General features: G+C 32.0%; 16 protein-coding genes, 1 tRNA gene and 1 riboswitch. Of the genes, 11 read left to right on the top strand and 6 right to left on the bottom strand.

What is annotated here, in order from left to right; translation table 11 throughout:
- Nucleotides 1-54: 54 nt before the first annotated feature.
- A complete protein-coding gene (locus tag SYNTR_RS07060) occupies nucleotides 55-675 on the bottom strand; it encodes a hypothetical protein (RefSeq protein WP_156203859.1) in 621 nt (206 codons plus the stop codon).
- A 138-nt stretch (nucleotides 676-813) separates the two neighbouring features.
- Here SYNTR_RS07060 and nadD point away from each other — a divergent pair, with 138 nt between their 5' ends.
- The 3 genes from nadD (at nucleotide 814) to rsfS (ending at nucleotide 2,499) form a co-directional block, all read left to right on the top strand.
- Complete coding sequence (nadD, locus tag SYNTR_RS07055) at nucleotides 814-1,470, top strand: nicotinate-nucleotide adenylyltransferase (RefSeq protein WP_156203858.1); 657 nt, start codon at nucleotides 814-816, stop codon at nucleotides 1,468-1,470.
- Complete coding sequence (gene yqeK / locus SYNTR_RS07050; protein WP_156203857.1) at nucleotides 1,457-2,056, top strand: bis(5'-nucleosyl)-tetraphosphatase (symmetrical) YqeK; 600 nt, start codon at nucleotides 1,457-1,459, stop codon at nucleotides 2,054-2,056. The genes nadD and yqeK overlap by 14 nt, the downstream gene beginning before the upstream one ends.
- A 95-nt stretch (nucleotides 2,057-2,151) precedes the next feature.
- Nucleotides 2,152-2,499 carry a ribosome silencing factor gene (gene rsfS, locus SYNTR_RS07045; protein ID WP_156203856.1) on the top strand — a complete coding sequence of 116 codons (348 nt, stop codon included), beginning with the start codon at nucleotides 2,152-2,154 and terminating at the stop codon, nucleotides 2,497-2,499.
- 17 nt (nucleotides 2,500-2,516) lie between these two features.
- On the opposite strand, the gene SYNTR_RS07040 is transcribed toward rsfS, so the two are convergent.
- The 4 genes from SYNTR_RS07040 to SYNTR_RS07025 form a co-directional block, all read right to left on the bottom strand.
- Nucleotides 2,517-3,044 (bottom strand): methylated-DNA--[protein]-cysteine S-methyltransferase, encoded by a 528-nt coding sequence (locus SYNTR_RS07040; protein ID WP_156203855.1) that lies wholly within the window; start codon nucleotides 3,042-3,044, stop codon nucleotides 2,517-2,519.
- A gap of 13 nt (nucleotides 3,045-3,057) precedes the next feature.
- Nucleotides 3,058-5,532, bottom strand: coding sequence for a leucine--tRNA ligase (leuS, locus tag SYNTR_RS07035; protein WP_197079052.1), 2,475 nt, complete (start codon nucleotides 5,530-5,532; stop codon nucleotides 3,058-3,060).
- A 104-nt stretch (nucleotides 5,533-5,636) separates the two neighbouring features.
- Nucleotides 5,637-5,712, bottom strand: a tRNA-Ala gene (locus SYNTR_RS07030).
- A gap of 286 nt (nucleotides 5,713-5,998) precedes the next feature.
- On the bottom strand, nucleotides 5,999-7,387 hold the full coding sequence (locus SYNTR_RS07025; RefSeq protein ID WP_156203462.1) for an ISLre2 family transposase: 1,389 nt from the start codon (nucleotides 7,385-7,387) through the stop codon (nucleotides 5,999-6,001).
- Nucleotides 7,388-7,587: 200 nt separating this feature from the next.
- Between SYNTR_RS07025 and SYNTR_RS07020 the strand changes: the two genes are divergently transcribed.
- From SYNTR_RS07020 to SYNTR_RS06985, 8 genes are all read left to right on the top strand, one after another.
- Complete coding sequence (locus SYNTR_RS07020) at nucleotides 7,588-7,764, top strand: DUF1540 domain-containing protein (RefSeq protein ID WP_156203854.1); 177 nt, start codon at nucleotides 7,588-7,590, stop codon at nucleotides 7,762-7,764.
- 126 nt (nucleotides 7,765-7,890) lie between these two features.
- Nucleotides 7,891-8,493, top strand: coding sequence for a helix-hairpin-helix domain-containing protein (locus SYNTR_RS07015; protein WP_156203853.1), 603 nt, complete (start codon nucleotides 7,891-7,893; stop codon nucleotides 8,491-8,493).
- A gap of 89 nt (nucleotides 8,494-8,582) precedes the next feature.
- A riboswitch (cobalamin riboswitch) is annotated at nucleotides 8,583-8,758 on the top strand.
- A gap of 547 nt (nucleotides 8,759-9,305) precedes the next feature.
- Complete coding sequence (locus SYNTR_RS07010) at nucleotides 9,306-9,770, top strand: hypothetical protein (protein ID WP_156203852.1); 465 nt, start codon at nucleotides 9,306-9,308, stop codon at nucleotides 9,768-9,770.
- A gap of 328 nt (nucleotides 9,771-10,098) precedes the next feature.
- Nucleotides 10,099-10,692, top strand: coding sequence for a rubrerythrin (gene rbr / locus SYNTR_RS07005; protein WP_156203851.1), 594 nt, complete (start codon nucleotides 10,099-10,101; stop codon nucleotides 10,690-10,692).
- A gap of 110 nt (nucleotides 10,693-10,802) precedes the next feature.
- Nucleotides 10,803-11,585 (top strand): transposase, encoded by a 783-nt coding sequence (locus SYNTR_RS07000; RefSeq protein ID WP_156203850.1) that lies wholly within the window; start codon nucleotides 10,803-10,805, stop codon nucleotides 11,583-11,585.
- Nucleotides 11,586-11,796: 211 nt separating this feature from the next.
- Nucleotides 11,797-14,556, top strand: coding sequence for a cation-transporting P-type ATPase (locus tag SYNTR_RS06995; protein ID WP_243140155.1), 2,760 nt, complete (start codon nucleotides 11,797-11,799; stop codon nucleotides 14,554-14,556).
- 514 nt (nucleotides 14,557-15,070) lie between these two features.
- Nucleotides 15,071-15,403 carry a nucleotidyltransferase domain-containing protein gene (locus tag SYNTR_RS06990; protein WP_243140154.1) on the top strand — a complete coding sequence of 111 codons (333 nt, stop codon included), beginning with the start codon at nucleotides 15,071-15,073 and terminating at the stop codon, nucleotides 15,401-15,403.
- A 262-nt stretch (nucleotides 15,404-15,665) separates the two neighbouring features.
- The gene (locus tag SYNTR_RS06985) at nucleotides 15,666-16,007 is read left to right on the top strand and encodes a hypothetical protein (protein ID WP_156203848.1); all 342 of its coding nucleotides are present in this window, start codon (nucleotides 15,666-15,668) and stop codon (nucleotides 16,005-16,007) included.
- A gap of 373 nt (nucleotides 16,008-16,380) precedes the next feature.
- Here the strand turns inward: SYNTR_RS06985 and SYNTR_RS06980 are convergent, their stop codons facing one another.
- On the bottom strand, nucleotides 16,381-16,926 hold the full coding sequence (locus SYNTR_RS06980) for a YcxB family protein (RefSeq protein ID WP_156203847.1): 546 nt from the start codon (nucleotides 16,924-16,926) through the stop codon (nucleotides 16,381-16,383).
- Between the last annotated feature and the right edge of the window lie 13 nt (nucleotides 16,927-16,939).

The raw sequence follows: 16,939 nt of genomic DNA, 5'->3' as shown, positions 1-16,939 counted from the left end.
ATAGAAATCACGGGAAATCAAAAGAACCGTCCTCGTGATTTCCCGTGCCCTTGACTATAATGGCCATTCTTCTTTATATTTAATTTTTATATTAAGTTTAGCGTGGTATGATTCAGGAAAAGAGGTTAAAAATTTAGGGGGAGATTTTATTTCTTCTTTATAAGTTTTTTGTAATTCATTAAAAAATTCTTCTCTAGTATTAGGGTTTCTAAGAGATAATCCCTTTTGCTTTAAAATATTTGCTATATTGTTATTTAAATCTATTTCATAATCCGATAGTTTATCAAAAAACTCTTTCCAATCTTGTAACTTCTCATTATTCTGCCAATCAATTCCCGGACATACAAAATGGCGACATATAGATTCTCTTAAATGTTGGGGGAGTATGCATCCTTTTTCTTTAGTATGAAAACGACATAAATAACTATCTCCATCTTTTTTGTTATTTACTGTTACTGAAGAATCAAGAATAGTTATATCTTCAAAACTAAATATTGAGTCGATAATATCAGGTTGATTCTCTAGTAAAAATGCAAAATCAGTTGGATAGAATACAGGTGAATAAAACCCGCAACAGCCCTTGTAATCTTGTCGAGGACATTCTGAACATAAATCTACTTCTATATAGCTCCTAAGTCCCTTATTATAAAAAATTAAATTAATTTCTTTTTCCATTATAATTACCCTTTCTTAGCACGATTGTTACCATTATAAATCTTCTTCCTGGCACCTGTCACCTTCAATTTTCGACAATGACCTTAAATTTGCAATTTTATCTGGTGGAAGTTATTATTATCCTTAGATTCTTAAATAATGCGCTATAATAGTGAGTTGGTGATAATAATGAAAAATAAGGCTATAGGTATTTTAGGGGGTACTTTTGATCCTATTCATTTTGGACATTTAATTGCTGGGGAATATGCTAGACATGAATTTGATTTAGATAGAATAATATTTATTCCTTCTGCACGTCCTCCTCATAAAGATAATGTTAACGTTTTAGATAGTAATCATCGTTATAATATGGTTAAATTAGCAACGCAAGAAAACATGTTTTTTGAAGTTTCTACATTAGAAATGGAACGCCAGGGTTATTCTTATACGGTTGATACTGTAAAATATTTTGCAACTAGATATGAGGAAGCAGAAATTTATTTTATAATGGGAGTAGATGCATTGTTATTTATTAATACATGGAAAAACTTAGATGAATTAATAGCAATGTGTAAATTTATTATTGTTACTCGTCCAGGCTATGAGTTGAATCAAAACGATCAATGCTTTAATAATTTGCCAAGCAACTTTTGGGAAAGCATAGAGTTTCTAGAAATACCTGGAATGGATATATCTTCCACTGATATAAGAGATAGGGTGCAGCAAAATAAAACCATCAAATATTTACTTCCTAGATTAGTAGAGGAATATATAAAAAAGCATAATCTATATAAAGGACAGAATGGAAATGATTAATGCAAAAGATGCGGTAAATATAATAAAATTTAAACTTTCCTATAGACGTTTTAATCACTCGGTGGAAGTAGCGAAAGTTGCTGAGGAAATGGCTTATAAATTTGGTATAGATACTAAAAAAGCTTATATTACTGGTTTGCTTCATGACTATGCAAAAGGTATACCTAGTGATGAACTATTAAAAATTGCTGAACTAAATGACATTATAGAAGATGAAGTTGAAAGATTAGTACCTGATCTTTTACATGCACCAGTAGGTAGCTTTTTAATAAAAGAAGAATTAAATATTAAAGATAAAGAACTCCTAAGGGCAGTTGAATTGCATACTTTAGGATCAGAAGAAATGTCTGATTTAGAAAAAATAATTTTTTTAGCAGACATGATAGAACCAGGTAGGGATTACCCAGGTTTAGAAAGACTAAAATGTTTAGCAATGCGCAACTTAGATGAAGCTATGTTATATGGGCTTAACTCCACAATTTTGTATTGCATTGATCAAAAACGAATAATTCATCCACGCAGTATAAAAGCTAGAAATCACTTTTTGTGGAAAAACTACAAGGAAAATGAATTTAATTTAAAATAAAGGAATAAAATGTTTATTAATTTAAAGTACTATTTATTTAAAATACAAGAACTATACTCATAAAAATATTATTTATAATTTTTAGGAGGGAATTAATGATTAAAGAAAAAGAGCTGATTAATCAAATCGCAGATATACTTGAAGAGGAAAAAGCTGATGATATAACTATTCTTGATGTTAGTGATGTAACAATTATAGCTGACTGCTTTATAATTGCTAGTGGACGTAGTGTTATACATGTAAAAAGTATAGCTGAAAAAATTGAGAAAAAAATGAGAGATCAAGGAATAATTCCTAATAGAAAAGAGGGTCAAAGAGAAAACAAATGGGTTGTTCTGGATTTTAGTTCAGTAATCCTTCATATATTAAGATATGAGGAAAGAGAATATTATGAATTAGAAAATCTATGGGGCGATGCCAAAGAAATATATGTAAAACATTAGATTATGAAGAAGTGATCTTAGAACAAAAGATAACTTCTTCCCTTTCTTTCCAACTCTAACAATTGCATTTTAAATTGCACACCACCAGGGGCTGAAAAGCCTCCAATACCGTTTTTAGACAGTACGCGATGACAAGGTATAATTAATGGAATCGGGTTGCGTTTTAAGGCTTGTCCAATTGCTCTATAAGAATTTGGGAGTCCTATGCAATGCGCAATGTCACTATAAGTTCTAGTTTCTCCATAGGGTATGGAACAAACGCAATTTAATACTTTTTGTGTAAAAACTGGTAATTTATCTAGGTTGAGATTAACATCCCAATTTAAAATTACTTCACCCTTAAAATAAGACTGTATTTGTTTAATTATCTTTATATTATGATTAAATACAAATTTCCGAGGGATATCCTCGGTTTTTGAAAATTTATTTATATATGAAAATGTGTAAAAGGGGGAGGGGGTGGGCAAAACCATGGCGCTCAAGGTTTTTTTGTCGCAATTAACCGCGGCCCAACCCCAGGGGGAGTAAAATAAATACCAACACATTATTGGCAACCCATTACTTAGCTACTACATTCACAAGCTTTTGTGGTATTACTATTATTTTGACGATGTTTTTATCTTTTGTCAACTCCTTAATTTTGGCATTTTCTAGAGAAATTTGCCGCAATTCACTCTCTGAGGCATCTATAGGTACTTTTATACGATCCCTAACTTTTCCGCTTAACTGAATAACTATTTCTACTTCTTCTTGTACTAATGCATCTTCTTCATAAGTAGGCCATGATTGTAAATGTACACTTTCTTTATTTCCAATTACATCCCATAATTCTTCACAAATATGTGGTGTAAATGGACTTAACAATAGTACTATAGTCTCAGCTGATTCTCTAACTACACTTAAATCATAGTCTTTATTATCTTTATATTGGATTAGAGCATTTGTAAGCTCCATAACAGCACTTATAGCTGTATTGAAATTAAAGCGTTGTTCAACATCATCTGTAACCTTTTTTATAGCTGTGTGAGCTTTATATCTTAGTTCTTTAGCACTTTCGTCTTTTGGTACAATTGTGCTTTCTAGCTTAATATCTTTAATAATTGGCGCAAATTCATTAATAATTCTATATACACGGTTTAAAAAGCGGTAGCAGCCTTCTACTGCTTGATCACTCCACTCAAGATCTCGTTCTGGAGGTGAAGCAAAAAGTATAAATAACCTAGCGGTATCTGCACCGTAATTATTAATAATATCTTCAGGACTAACTACATTACCTTTAGATTTTGACATTTTTGCACCATCTTTTAAAACCATTCCTTGAGTAAGGAGGTTTGTAAATGGTTCTTGATAATCAATCATTTTAATGTCATATAAGAATTTAGTAAAGAACCTTGCATACATTAGATGGAGTATTGCGTGTTCAACCCCACCAATATATTGATCAACTGGCATCCAATAATTAGCTATATCTTTATCAAAAGGCAAATTAGCATTTTTTGGATCACAGTAGCGGGTGAAATACCATGATGAATCAACAAATGTATCCATAGTATCAGTTTCGCGACGCGCCTCTTGATTACATGTAGGACATGTTGTTTTGTAAAAGCTTTCTACATAATTAAGTGGAGATTCACCTGAAGGTTTAAATTCAACATCTGTTGGAAGTATAACAGGTAGTTCTTTTTCTGGCACAGGTACAGCACCACAGTCATTACAATAAATAATGGGAATAGGGGTTCCCCAATAACGTTGTCTAGATATTAACCAGTCACGTAATCTATAATTTATAGTACCTTTACCTATTTTTTCATCTTCCATAAATCGAATGATTTGCTTTTTGCCTTCCTCTACTGTTAAACCATCAAATTGTCCTGAATTAACCATAATACCGTCTTCGGCATAGGCTTCAGTTAATTCATCAGCATCTATAGGTGTTTCTTCACCTTTAATAACAACTCTAATTGGAATATCGTATTTTCTTGCAAATTCAAAATCTCTTTGATCGTGAGCTGGTACGGCCATAATAGCACCTGTTCCATAATCCATTAAAACATAGTTTGCAATCCAAATAGGAACTCTTTCATTATTTAATGGATTAATAGCATATGCACCAGTAAAGACTCCCTCTTTTTCAGTTTCATCAGATGTTCTAGCAACATCACTAACAAACTGCATTTTATTTATAAACTCTTTTACATTACTTTCTTCCTTTAGGCCTTTAGATACTTTTTCAACAAGAGGGTGTTCAGGTGCTAATACCATATATGTAACACCAAAAACAGTATCAGGTCTGGTAGTGAAAACGGATATTTCTTCATCTGTATTTTCAATTTTCATAGAAAACTCACAGCCTTCACTTTTGCCTATCCAGTTTTTCTGCATAGTTTTAACTTTTTCAGGCCAACCTTCTAATATTTCTAAGTCATTTAATAAACGTTCTGCATAATTTGTAGTTTTGAAAAACCATTGCTCTAATTGCTTTTTATCAACTACATTATCACAGCGCTCGCATTCACCATCAACAACCTGTTCGTTAGCTAAAACAGTTTGACAGGAAGGACACCAATTTACAGCTGCTTTCTTTTTGTATGCTAAATCATTTTCATATAGTTTTAAAAACATCCATTGAGTAAACTTATAATAATCAGGACTACAAGTAGCAATTTCTCTGTCCCAATCATAACTAAGACCCAATGTCTTAAGCTGTTCTTTCATGTTTTCTATATTTTCATAAGTCCACTCAGCTGGAGGATGTCCATGTTGAATAGCGGCATTTTCTGCAGGTAAACCAAAGGCGTCCCACCCCATAGGATGAAGAACATTAAAACCATTCATACTCTTAAAACGCGCAATAACATCACCAATAGCATAGTTGCGCACATGTCCCATATGTAATTTACCCGATGGATAAGGAAACATTTCTAAATCATAATATTTGGGTTTATTAACATCTTTTGAAACTTTATAAAAATTATTTTCTTCCCAGTAGCTTTGCCATTTGCTTTCAATAGCTTTAAAATCATATTTACTCAAGAATATCGCCTCCTTAATTGATTCAGAAAAAACAAAAAAACCCTCATCCTTTATCAGGGACGAGAGTATTACCCGCGGTACCACCCTGTTTGACCATATATTAATGGTGGAGCTAGTGGGATTCGAACCCACGACCTCTTGAATGCCATTCAAGCGCGCTCCCAACTGCGCCATAGCCCCACTTAATGTCCAACTTAATTAAAGATAACGGTTATTACCGTTACAGATTACTAAATTCACCTGTAAAGCTCCCCGGCGAGTTCAGTAGATTTATGTCGTTTCACACCACCCAACGACTCTCTGATTTTGACTACCTACTATTCCGGTTCTGTGCCTTTTTTATTAAATTTTTACCATAAGCAATTATAAGACAATTCTATGCGAAAGTCAACAAATACAGTGTTAATGATAGTGTCAATATACTGTAGGAAAATTTAAAAAAGAAATCTCCCTACTAAAAAGATAATTAAGCACCACGTATGGATTTAAGGAATTCTCTTGCCCAAGTACGTTTACCAGTATTTAAGATTGTAATATTATCTATTTGTCCATAAGTACTAGTATTTAGTTTATTTCTTATTATTTTTTTACTTATTTTAGCTTTGTTTCTTTCCTTTTGATTTTCTTTTTTCTTATTTTTCATTAATTCATAAATGTCGCCTTTGTTTGCATTAAAAGCTCTTAATCTTGCCATTTGATCTGCACCTACTCTACTCCAACCCTTTGGTCTAGAACTTAATCTTGAGGATAATATGTGACTTACATGGCTTTCAGCACTACAACCTATGTAGTCTGCATCATATTGCCTTTTTATTCCTTCCCAGTTATTTAGTATATATTTTTTAGATTGTTTAATACTTTTTTTCTTAGTCTCACTTTCAGTTTCTTTTATAATCGCGTCTAATAAATCCTCAACATATATTTTATTTTGTTCGTTTATATAATTCCATAGCATAGATTCTAAATGTGGCATATGTCCAGTTGCTGTTTTTATATATTTAGCAAGATGAAATTTATCTAAAACAAAAAGACTGCCTTTTATCCAATTCAAACCTTCTTTAATCCACTGTGCCCCATCACCTGACAAGTATATTTTTTCAACTTTATCTATGTCATAGGCTTTATCTAAGTATTCTGCAACTTCTAACCATAGTTCTTCACTATCATTGTATTCTCCTGAAAAATACCGACAGTTTATAAGTTTATATCTATCTTTATTAACTTTTTCTTTACCTTCATGAACATATACTAATCTCATTTCTCTATTACTTCCATCTTGCATTGGCACATGATCTTCATCAGCTTCTATGTAAAGTGTTTTTAGCTGCTTTTTTTCTTTTGTAATCTTAGCTGAAGTATTTTCAACACTTCCTAACTCTCTGATACTATTCATTACGCTTTGATCACTTATGATTACACTTTCAGCTACACTCTCACCACTTTTTTTATAGGATAAATCTAGTGTTCTTTCAATCAATTGTGATTTCATAGATAAATCCATTCGCTGGTGTGGGTCAATGCCTAAAGCTTCATCTGATAGATAACTGTAAGAGTTATCGTGTTTATTTTTATAGTAAGTTCTATTGTAGTTAACTACACCAAATATTGTTGTTAGTGATTTATTATCATTATTACGCTGTATATACCAATTTTCTTTACGCCATACTGATTCTTTAATCATTTCATCAGCTAATTCAAATGCTTGTTCTACAAGTAAGACACCTACTTCATCTAACATTTTCTTTGTTTGTAATATGAAGTCTGAAATACTCTTATGATTAGTAAATAGATTTTCTAAATTTTTAGTGTTATCTCGAATGATTTTTCCCAATATTTCATGTATAATTTTATCCATGAGAATAGCTCCTTTCTTGTGTGTTTTTGGTTTTTTTGATTAACTTAAATTCTATCACAAGGGAGTTATTCTCTTTTGTTTTTTTCCTACAGTAATTTTACGCTAACGTGTTAATCATTAATTAAGTACAATATAATATCACGAATAAAAAAATGCTTTAAGCAAAAAATAATATATATTAAAGAAATGGAGGGATAAATATGGGTGGTCAAAAAGGAAAGCAAGCTATAAACTGTACAGTTAATAGCTGTTCTTACAATGATGTAAATGGAAATGCTTGTACACTAGATGGTATTCAAGTTTCTCCATGTAGCCATGTGCATAATGGTAGTCCTGAAGATGAAAGTATGTGTTCAAGCTATCAAAAGAAATCTTAATATCTAAAACTAAAATAACTTTTAAAGAGCTCAATTTTTTATAATTGAGCTCTTTTTTTATACAAATTAACAAAACCAGTAGGAAAATGACAGTAAAGGTAGAATTATACTAATGGGTGAATAGTTATGGAATTACACAAAAAGCAATATATTTTAGCTGGTGGTATACTAGTTTTATTAATAGTTTTTTTTGCTGGGTTTAAATATGGTGATATATCTAATTCGTCTAATAAAGATGAATTAGACCTTAACGAACTAGTTATTGAACAAGAACAGCCAAGCGAAAAAATCGAAGAAGATATATATATTGAAGTATATGTTACTGGAGAAGTTCAAAATAAAGGAGTATACAAACTCAAAGAACACTCTCGGATATATGAAGCTGTTGAGCTTGCTGTTCCCTTAGAAAGTGCTAATGTTGATCATATAAATATGGCAGGCTTTTTATCTGATGGGGAAACTATTATTGTTCCATCAAAAAATAGTGACGAAGAAATAATAGATGCTTTTTCACCAGGGTTTAATATTGGTACCTCAAAAATAAATATAAATAGAGCAACAGCTAATGAGCTAGAAAGCCTAACTGGTATAGGCCCTGCCCTAGCTAATAGAATAATAGACCATCGTACTTCAAGCGGCAACTTTTCTAGTATAGAAGAAATAAAAAATGTAAGTGGTATAGGTGATGCAATCTTTAATAATATAAAAAATGACATAACCGTACGTTAACCGAGTCAAAGGGGACGGTTCCTTTTGACTCGGTTTCTTTTTTTGAAAAATAAAAATAGACACTATGTAAAAATTATGGTAAAATGGAAAAAATTAACAAACATTCAGGTGTCCATAAAGGACGAAGAGGGAAATCGGTGAAAGTCCGGTGCGATCCCGTCGCTGTAAGCATGAGTCGAACCCATCAATCCACTGGCGAAAAGCTGGGAAGGAGGGGGAGATGATGATTGTAAGCCAGAAGACCTGCCTGAGTGTTGCTACATTCCCCTTCGGGTGAAAGGGCTGGTCGCAAAAATGCGTCGCTTAATTTATTGTGGCGTTTTTTATGTATTAAAACTCCGGCTTAGTAACAATGAAGGCCGGGGTTTTAGTTTTATTACTATTAGTTGCCATATAAATTTAATGACTAATAATTTATAGCCCTTTTATTAGTAACACAGGAAAAAAATATATTGATTAATTTGTGTTTGATAGAGTTGATTATTACATACTGCAAAAATGATTTTATAGAACTAAATACATCTGAGAAAGCAACTAAATAAGGCATAATCAACACTGTATCATAACCCTAAGTACCTTAGGGTATAGCACACTACATTTATAGTTAAAATACATTGTTTTTTAAGTCATCACCTTTAATCTATGATTATCTAACTGCTTTGTATTTACTATAAATTTAATCATGTGGCGGGTTTAATCTCCGGGCTAATTATAGAGATTTTCCAAGTCGAACTACAACATAATGAGAAGGTAACATATCATTATTATGTAGGTCGCAATGAACAAAACAAAAATTTAAGGGGGTATTTTTAATGAAAAAAAGATTTATGTTACTAACAGTATTACTACTTGGAATGTTAATTGTTGTTGGTTGTGTAGAAGAGACAGTAAAGCAAAATGAACATCATCATGATGAAGAGGGAATAATCTTTGAAATTATTTATCGCAGTGCTGACGAAGTTACAGCATATATTCATGTTGATCATTGGCATGGTGGATTACCTGTGATTCAAAAAGGTGAGAATATTTCTCTTGGTGCATATGTTGAGAAAAATGAAGTAGTGATTGAGCTTGATGGCAAGCACTATGATTTGCGTGTAGACTATGCTAGAGATGCTGATGAAAATATCGTAAGTTTTGATAATCATGGAGATCATGTTCACATTATTGGTGAACAAGAAGGACAAACTGATGTTGTTTTTCAATTATTTCATGATAACAAAATAGAATATGAAACCCCACCTATTTCAGTTAATGTTGTTAAAGACGACGATTAAATAGAGAATCCAAGGTGAGTCAAAGGGGACGGTTCCTTTTGACTCACTTTCTTTTCGGGTACATTTTTATTAAAAAATGAAGATTATAAATGTACCTAGAGTAAAGAGACAGCTTAGCAGTAGCAAAGTCTATCATATTATGTGTAGAGGGAATGAAAAAAAGGCATTTATTTTAGATGACAAGTTAAAGGGAACTGCCTCTTTGACTTGTTTTGGCATATAATTTAAAAGTATTTCTTAACTATTGACTAGTTAGTATAAATATTTTAAAATAATTATAACAAAAACAAAATTGAAATCATTACAATAACTATGGGAGGGTTTATTAATGAAAAGTTTAAAAGGAACAAAAACAGCTGAAAATCTAATGAAGGCGTTTGCAGGTGAGTCCCAAGCGAGAAATCGTTATACTTATTATGCAGCTATAGCTGATAAGGAAGGTTATAAACAAATAAGAAATATTTTTATTGAAACTGCTGATAATGAAAAGGAACATGCAAAAAGGTTTTACAAATTCCTACTTCAAGGTTTTGAAGGTGAACTACCTACTACAATTGAAATCAAGGATAGTTTTCCAGCAGCACAAGGCACAACTTTAGATAACTTAAAAGCAGCTGCCAGTGGTGAAAATGAAGAATGGACAGATTTATATCCTGTATTTGCAGATGTTGCTGAAGAAGAAGGCTTCCAAGATATTGCAGTAGCTTTTAGAATGATCGCATCTGCTGAAAAAAGCCATGAGATAAGATTTAACAAACTAGCTGAAAATATTGAGCAAAATAAAGTGTTTAAGAAAGATGAAAAAGTTCAATGGAAATGTGGTAATTGTGGATATGTTCATGAAGGAGAAGGAGCACCTGAAAAGTGTCCAGCATGTATACATCCAACATCTCATTTTGAATTATTCGTAGAAACTTATTAGAAAAAAGCAAATTATATTTAAAGAGTCAAAGGGGACAGTCAAAGGGGACGGTTCCTTTTGACTCTTTTTATTTTATTTGGTATATTTAAACAAAAATGGAGATGAGAAACATGCCTCGAGTAAAGAGAAAGCTTAGTAATACTAGGGTCTATCATATAATGTGCAGAGGAATTGAGAAAAGAAATATATTTTTAGATGATGAAGATAAGACTACCTTTTTAAATATATTAAGACGAAAGCAATTAGACAAAAACTATTCGTATCTTGCTTATTGCTTAATGACTAATCATTTACACTTAATTATAGATGAAGGGGAAGAAGGCATATCAAAAATAATGCAGAGGATAAACGGTGGATATGCATACTACTTTAATAAGAAATACTATCGCTCTGGTCACTTATTTCAAGATAGGTACAAAAGTGAAGCTATTGAGAGTGATTATTATCTAATGGCAGCTATTAGATATGTACATAATAATCCAGTTAAAGCTAGAATGGTAAATCACCCAGAGGAATATATTTGGAGTAGCTATAGACAAATAACAGGAAAGAAAAATAGTGTAACAGTAGATAAAGAGAGAATATTAACTATGTTTGCAGATGATACTAATGAAGCTTTGATGGAATTCAAAGCTTTTTCAATTAGTGATAACGAAGATAGGTTTATAGATATAAATGATAAAGAGGAAGAAAAAGAATATGCTAAAAAAATAACTACAGATTTTTTATACAAGCATGGTAAACACACACAAGATTTTAAACAACTAGAAAAAGGATTAAGGAATGAATTAATAATTAATTTAAAAGAAAGTACAAGCCTATCAATTAGAGATCTTTCAGATGTATTAGACATTAATAGAAATACCATCCAAAGAATAATAAGTAACTCTTAAAAAAGCTCAAATACCTGCTTTTAGCTAGGCTTTGAGCTTTTTAATCGCAAAACTTCCGATTGAACCCTTTAAGAACCGTCCCCTTTGACTCAGTTTTTATTGTGCCTTGCAAAATTAAAGTAATTTATTTGGTAATAAAGAGCCTATTTAAGTAAATAATATAAGATGAGTTTTAACTGGAATAGCTGCATTGACACTGAAGAATATTAGCTTGAAGACAATAATTATAAAAGCCAGTATTAATACATCTACTACTAAAGGGAAGGAATATTATCTTATGGCAGAATTAAAAGAAGAAAATATAAAAGATGAAAAATGGCATAGTTTAGATGTTGCATCAGTCGAAAAAGGCTTAAATACATCAATTGAAACAGGTTTAGCAGAGGATGTAGTAAAAAATCGTCTAGAAGAATTTGGGGAAAATAAATTACCAGAAGGAAAAAAGCGAAGTGCTTTGATGCGATTGTTAGTTCAGTTTCATAATGTGTTAATATACTTACTTATAGTAGCAGCAGTGGTTACAGCATTTATGAATCACTGGGTAGATACATTTGTAATTCTAGCTGTTGTTATTGTTAATGCAATTATAGGTTTTGTACAAGAAGGCAGAGCCGAAGAAGCCCTAGAAGGAATTAAAAAAATGCTTTCACTGGAAGCTTTAGTTATAAGGGATTCAAATAGACAAAAGATAAATGCTGAAGAACTTGTACTTGGAGATATAGTTATATTAAGCTCTGGAGATAAGGTTCCAGCAGATGTGAGGATTGTAAAAGCTAAGAACTTTAGAGTTGAAGAATCACCTTTAACAGGTGAGTCTACTGATGTAAAGAAAATTACTGATACAGTAAATGAAGATGTTGTCCTAGGTGACCGTAAGAACATGGCATATTCAGGTACATTAGTTACATATGGCGAAGCAACAGGTATAGTTGTAGCAACTGGACAAAGGACAGAAATTGGTAAAATCACGCAAATGATGGATGAGGTCGAGGAAATAACTACTCCACTTCTACAAAAAATTGATAGATTTGGAAAAATACTATCGGTATTTATTATTGTTATAGCAGTTACCTTTTTTGCATTCGGATATTATTTTAGAGATTATACCTATGTAGAATTATTTATGGCCTCGATTGGACTTGTAGTCGCATCGATACCTGAGGGCTTGCCTGCAATAATGACCATTACTTTAGCTATTGGTGTGCAACAGATGGCAAAAAGAAATGCTATCATTCGACGTTTACCTTCAGTTGAGACTTTAGGTTCTGTGAAAGTAATATGCTCAGATAAAACTGGAACACTGACAAGAAATGAAATGACTGCAAAGACTATAGTTACAGCAGAACAGAGGTATGAAATTGAAGGTTCAGGGTATAAACCTGAAGGAATGATATATAAAAATGATGAACAGATAGATATTAATCGTGAAACAGTCTTTAAAAAACTAGTTCAATGTGTTCGTGCCTGTAATGATTCTCAAATAAAGAAGGCAGAAGATCGCGAATGGAAAGTTGTTGGCACTGCTACAGAGGGAGCGTTACAGACACTTTCTTATAAGGCTGGATTAAAGGATTACAATCCAAAGCGGGTCGATTCTATTCCTTTTGAATCTGATAATAAATATATGGCTACATTAAATCAAGATGAAGATAATAATTATATCTTTTTAAAAGGAGCACCAGAGAGAATTATAGATATGTGTAGTAAGCAGTTAACCCAAGATGGTGAGCAGGAGATAGATCATGAATATTGGAAAAAACAGATGGAGTCAATCGCTAGCCAGGGCGAGCGACTTATGGCTGCAGCATATGCCAAAGTTGATGGTTCTATTGACAATTTAAATGAGAATGAACTTAAAAACAATAATTTAATTTTTCTTGGTCTAATTGGGATTATAGATCCACCGCGAGACGAGGCTTTTACGTCCATAGAAGAGTGTAAAAAAGCAGGAATACGCGTAATAATGATTACAGGAGATCATGCAATTACAGCTCAAGCAATAGCAAATAAACTTGGTATTGGTGAGAATAAAGATGTTGTAATGGGTTCTGAGATTGAAAAGCTTGATGATGAAGAATTAAAAAAAGTAGTAATGACCCATAATGTATTTGCTAGAACTGATCCTGCCCATAAGTTAAGGTTAGTAAAAGCTCTTCAAGCAAATAATGAGTTATGTGCAATGACTGGGGATGGAGTAAATGATGCTCCTGCCCTAAAAAGGGCTAATATGGGCATTGCCATGGGGATTAAAGGTACAGAGGTATCAAAAGATGCCTCCGAGATTATTCTTACAGATGATAACTTTGCTTCTATAGTAAATGCTGTGGAAGAGGGAAGAACTGTATATGACAACATAAGAAAAACTATTCTCTTTTTGCTTCCAACAAATGGTGCAGAAGCCCTTGTATTAATGGGAGCAGTGTTAATTGGAGTAACTTTACCTATTACGCCTGTACAGATCTTATGGGTTAACATGGTCACTGCAGTTACACTTGCCCTAGCTCTTTCAGTAGAACCCATGGAGAAAAAAGTAATGCAACTTCCGCCACGTGAACCGGATGAGCCTATTCTTGGAGGATACTTTTTATGGCGTATAACATTTGTTTCTATTTTAGTTGCCGGGTTAACTGCATTAGCATACTCATATTCATTAATGGGTGGGAACGATATTGATACTAATCGCACTATTGCAGTTAATATGCTAGTAGCTGCACAGCTATTTTATTTATTTAACTCTAAAAAATTAAATGAAACTAGTATTAGTAATGATTTCTTTAATAATAAATATGTATTTGTTGCGGTAGCTGTACTAATTGCATTACAGTTAATGTTTACATATGCACCTTTTATGAATACTCTTTTTGGAACTGCTCCATTAACAGCACATGCTTGGTTAATTCCCCTTATTGGTGGACTGTTTGTTTTCTTCATAGTTGAAGCAGAAAAATATATTATGAGAAAAATCTTGTAGAAGAACGAGTCAATAACTCAAAAGTCAGACACAAGGGACGTCAAACGTGTGAAAGCTAATGTTGTTTCTCGCACAGTCTGCTGTCTCCTTCTTCCTAATTTTGCAGGAAAATTATAACAAACCTAGAATCTTAAGGTATATTGTTGGCTTGAAAATTTAATTTGGAAGTAATGATATGGTTCCAATATGGTTTGCTAGTTTTATTGTGTTTGCTCTTAGTATTATACTAAGTAGTTTTTTTGGTTTTAAAGCATTTATAGCTGTTGTAATAATATAGAACCACCTTTTTCTTTAGAGCAAGAAAATGCTATTTTAGCAGAGTTGGGTACTTATTTGCTTGGAACTTTTGCTCGTTTTCATAAGGAGGATATTGTAGTCCATTTGTTGAATGAATTTCAAACTAAAAGTTGAAGATATAATTATGATTCAGGATAGAGATGAAATTTCCATATTGTGGTACAATGGGTATATAAGGCAGTTGAAATGATATTTGGAAACTGAGAAGTAAGTGGAGGTGTTGAGTTTGGATCAAAGAATACAGGAAGAATTAGAAATGCTTACAGACATTATTACAGGAATTGTTCCAGTGGAGCAGATATTTCTTTTTGGTTCATATGCAACTGGTATACCACATGCTGACTCAGACTTAGATATTTTTGTTGTAATAAAAGAGGATGCTAATATTCGAGAAATTGATGCAATGAAACTGATAAACAAAGCAATTAGAGATAAAAAAACAATGCCTGTAGATGTGATAGTTAGCAAGAAAAATAAATTTAATCAACGAAAGTATATTCCATCTATAGAGCGTCAAATAGCGCAGGAAGGTAGGGTGCTCTATGGATAATTTAGCAAGTGCACAGCACATAGATGCGGGCGTTAAGATAGTAATAGTCAAAATGGTGAGGAAATTGTGCCATTAATCATCTCGTATAACGATACATGGAAAAGGACTGTTCAATTGTAATTGAATATAATTTTAAGTATAACTCATATTTTCTAACAGAAAAGTATGAGTTATACTTTTTAATATTTGAAATAATTATTATTGAACTAACGAGTAGGTCTATGGAATAAGAAATTTTAAAAACTTGGAGGCTATTAGGTATATGAAATGTCTTTGCGAACAAAAAGAAACTTATAACTTGAAGGTAGAAGCAGATGTAGGTGCAGATCCAATTTGGTGCAAACATTGTGGATGTAATCTCGACATAGAAGATTTTTCGATTTCACTTGATTTGAAGTCGAAATTATGGAAATGGGTAGAGAGGTATGGTGAATGGATAGATTGGGATAATGATGAAATCGCCCATAATGGAATCAAACTTGAAGAAGAACATAATAAACAAGGGTTACTTCTAACAAAACAAGTGCAAAAAGAACTTGAAGGTCATTATGAGGTTTCATTCTCACCTTCTACATTTGCAAGAACAAGTGTTAATGAAAAGTAATATATTTTTAAACTTTTCATTTTAATAGCGAGAGTGTATGTCACGTGAGTAGTTCACTCAATATTTTTATTCCAAGTATATTAATACATAAAATTAACCTCTTATAATTATTTTCTAGCAACAAGCAATGAAAGTATGAGTTATTTATATAATATTGATATAGGAGATTAGTATAATGTCATGAGATTCAAAAGATTTATCATAATCTATTAAGTAAACTTTCAGTCCTAAAATAATTACTGCTAATAGATATGTGTTGTGCTGTTGCAAAATACTTTATACATTAAAGGTAGCGGAGGTGCTGTGGAGTGTTAAAATCCTCTGGTTTCAAAATAATTAGTTTTTGTATTTTTGTAGCTGTTCTAATTGTTAATTAAATTATAAAATTATTTTGTGGTATGTTTTCTTTTATAAGTGTTTTAAAGGTGTTAATATCTTCATTAGAGTAAAAAAATCTTTTGTGAATTACAACTGCTTTATTCAGTGATAAATTCAACATAAATAAATCTTTATATTCGTGAGCAGAAGCAAAATCATTCCATGCTAAAAATGACTCTGTGCTTGTTTTTTCGGAGGTTATTTTTATGCCTTTGTTTCCTATTGCAAACTTTTTTTCGTTTTGTAAAACTTTATCACTATAGTATTCTTTTTTAGCAGCAGAACTAAGTGTTGTTATTCCTATAATATAAATAATTACAGTACCAAATAAAGAGATAATTAATGCTATTGATGTGGAATAAAATTCTGGTGAAATTATTTTATGTAAGAAAGTATACAATAAGAAAACCAATGCAAACGAACATAACGTATAAGTAAAAAGAAACTTTTTTCTTTTATAAAAACTAAAACTTTTAAAATCGTCAAGTGTTAACGTACCCTTGCATTCAATATGTATTTCCGAATGCCTGTGGTCAGTCACTAGATGTAATCCC

Source organism: Candidatus Syntrophocurvum alkaliphilum, assembly GCF_009734445.1.
Taxonomy (GTDB): domain Bacteria; phylum Bacillota; class Syntrophomonadia; order Syntrophomonadales; family Syntrophomonadaceae; genus Syntrophocurvum; species Syntrophocurvum alkaliphilum.
This window is presented reverse-complemented; position numbering and strand designations above follow the sequence as displayed.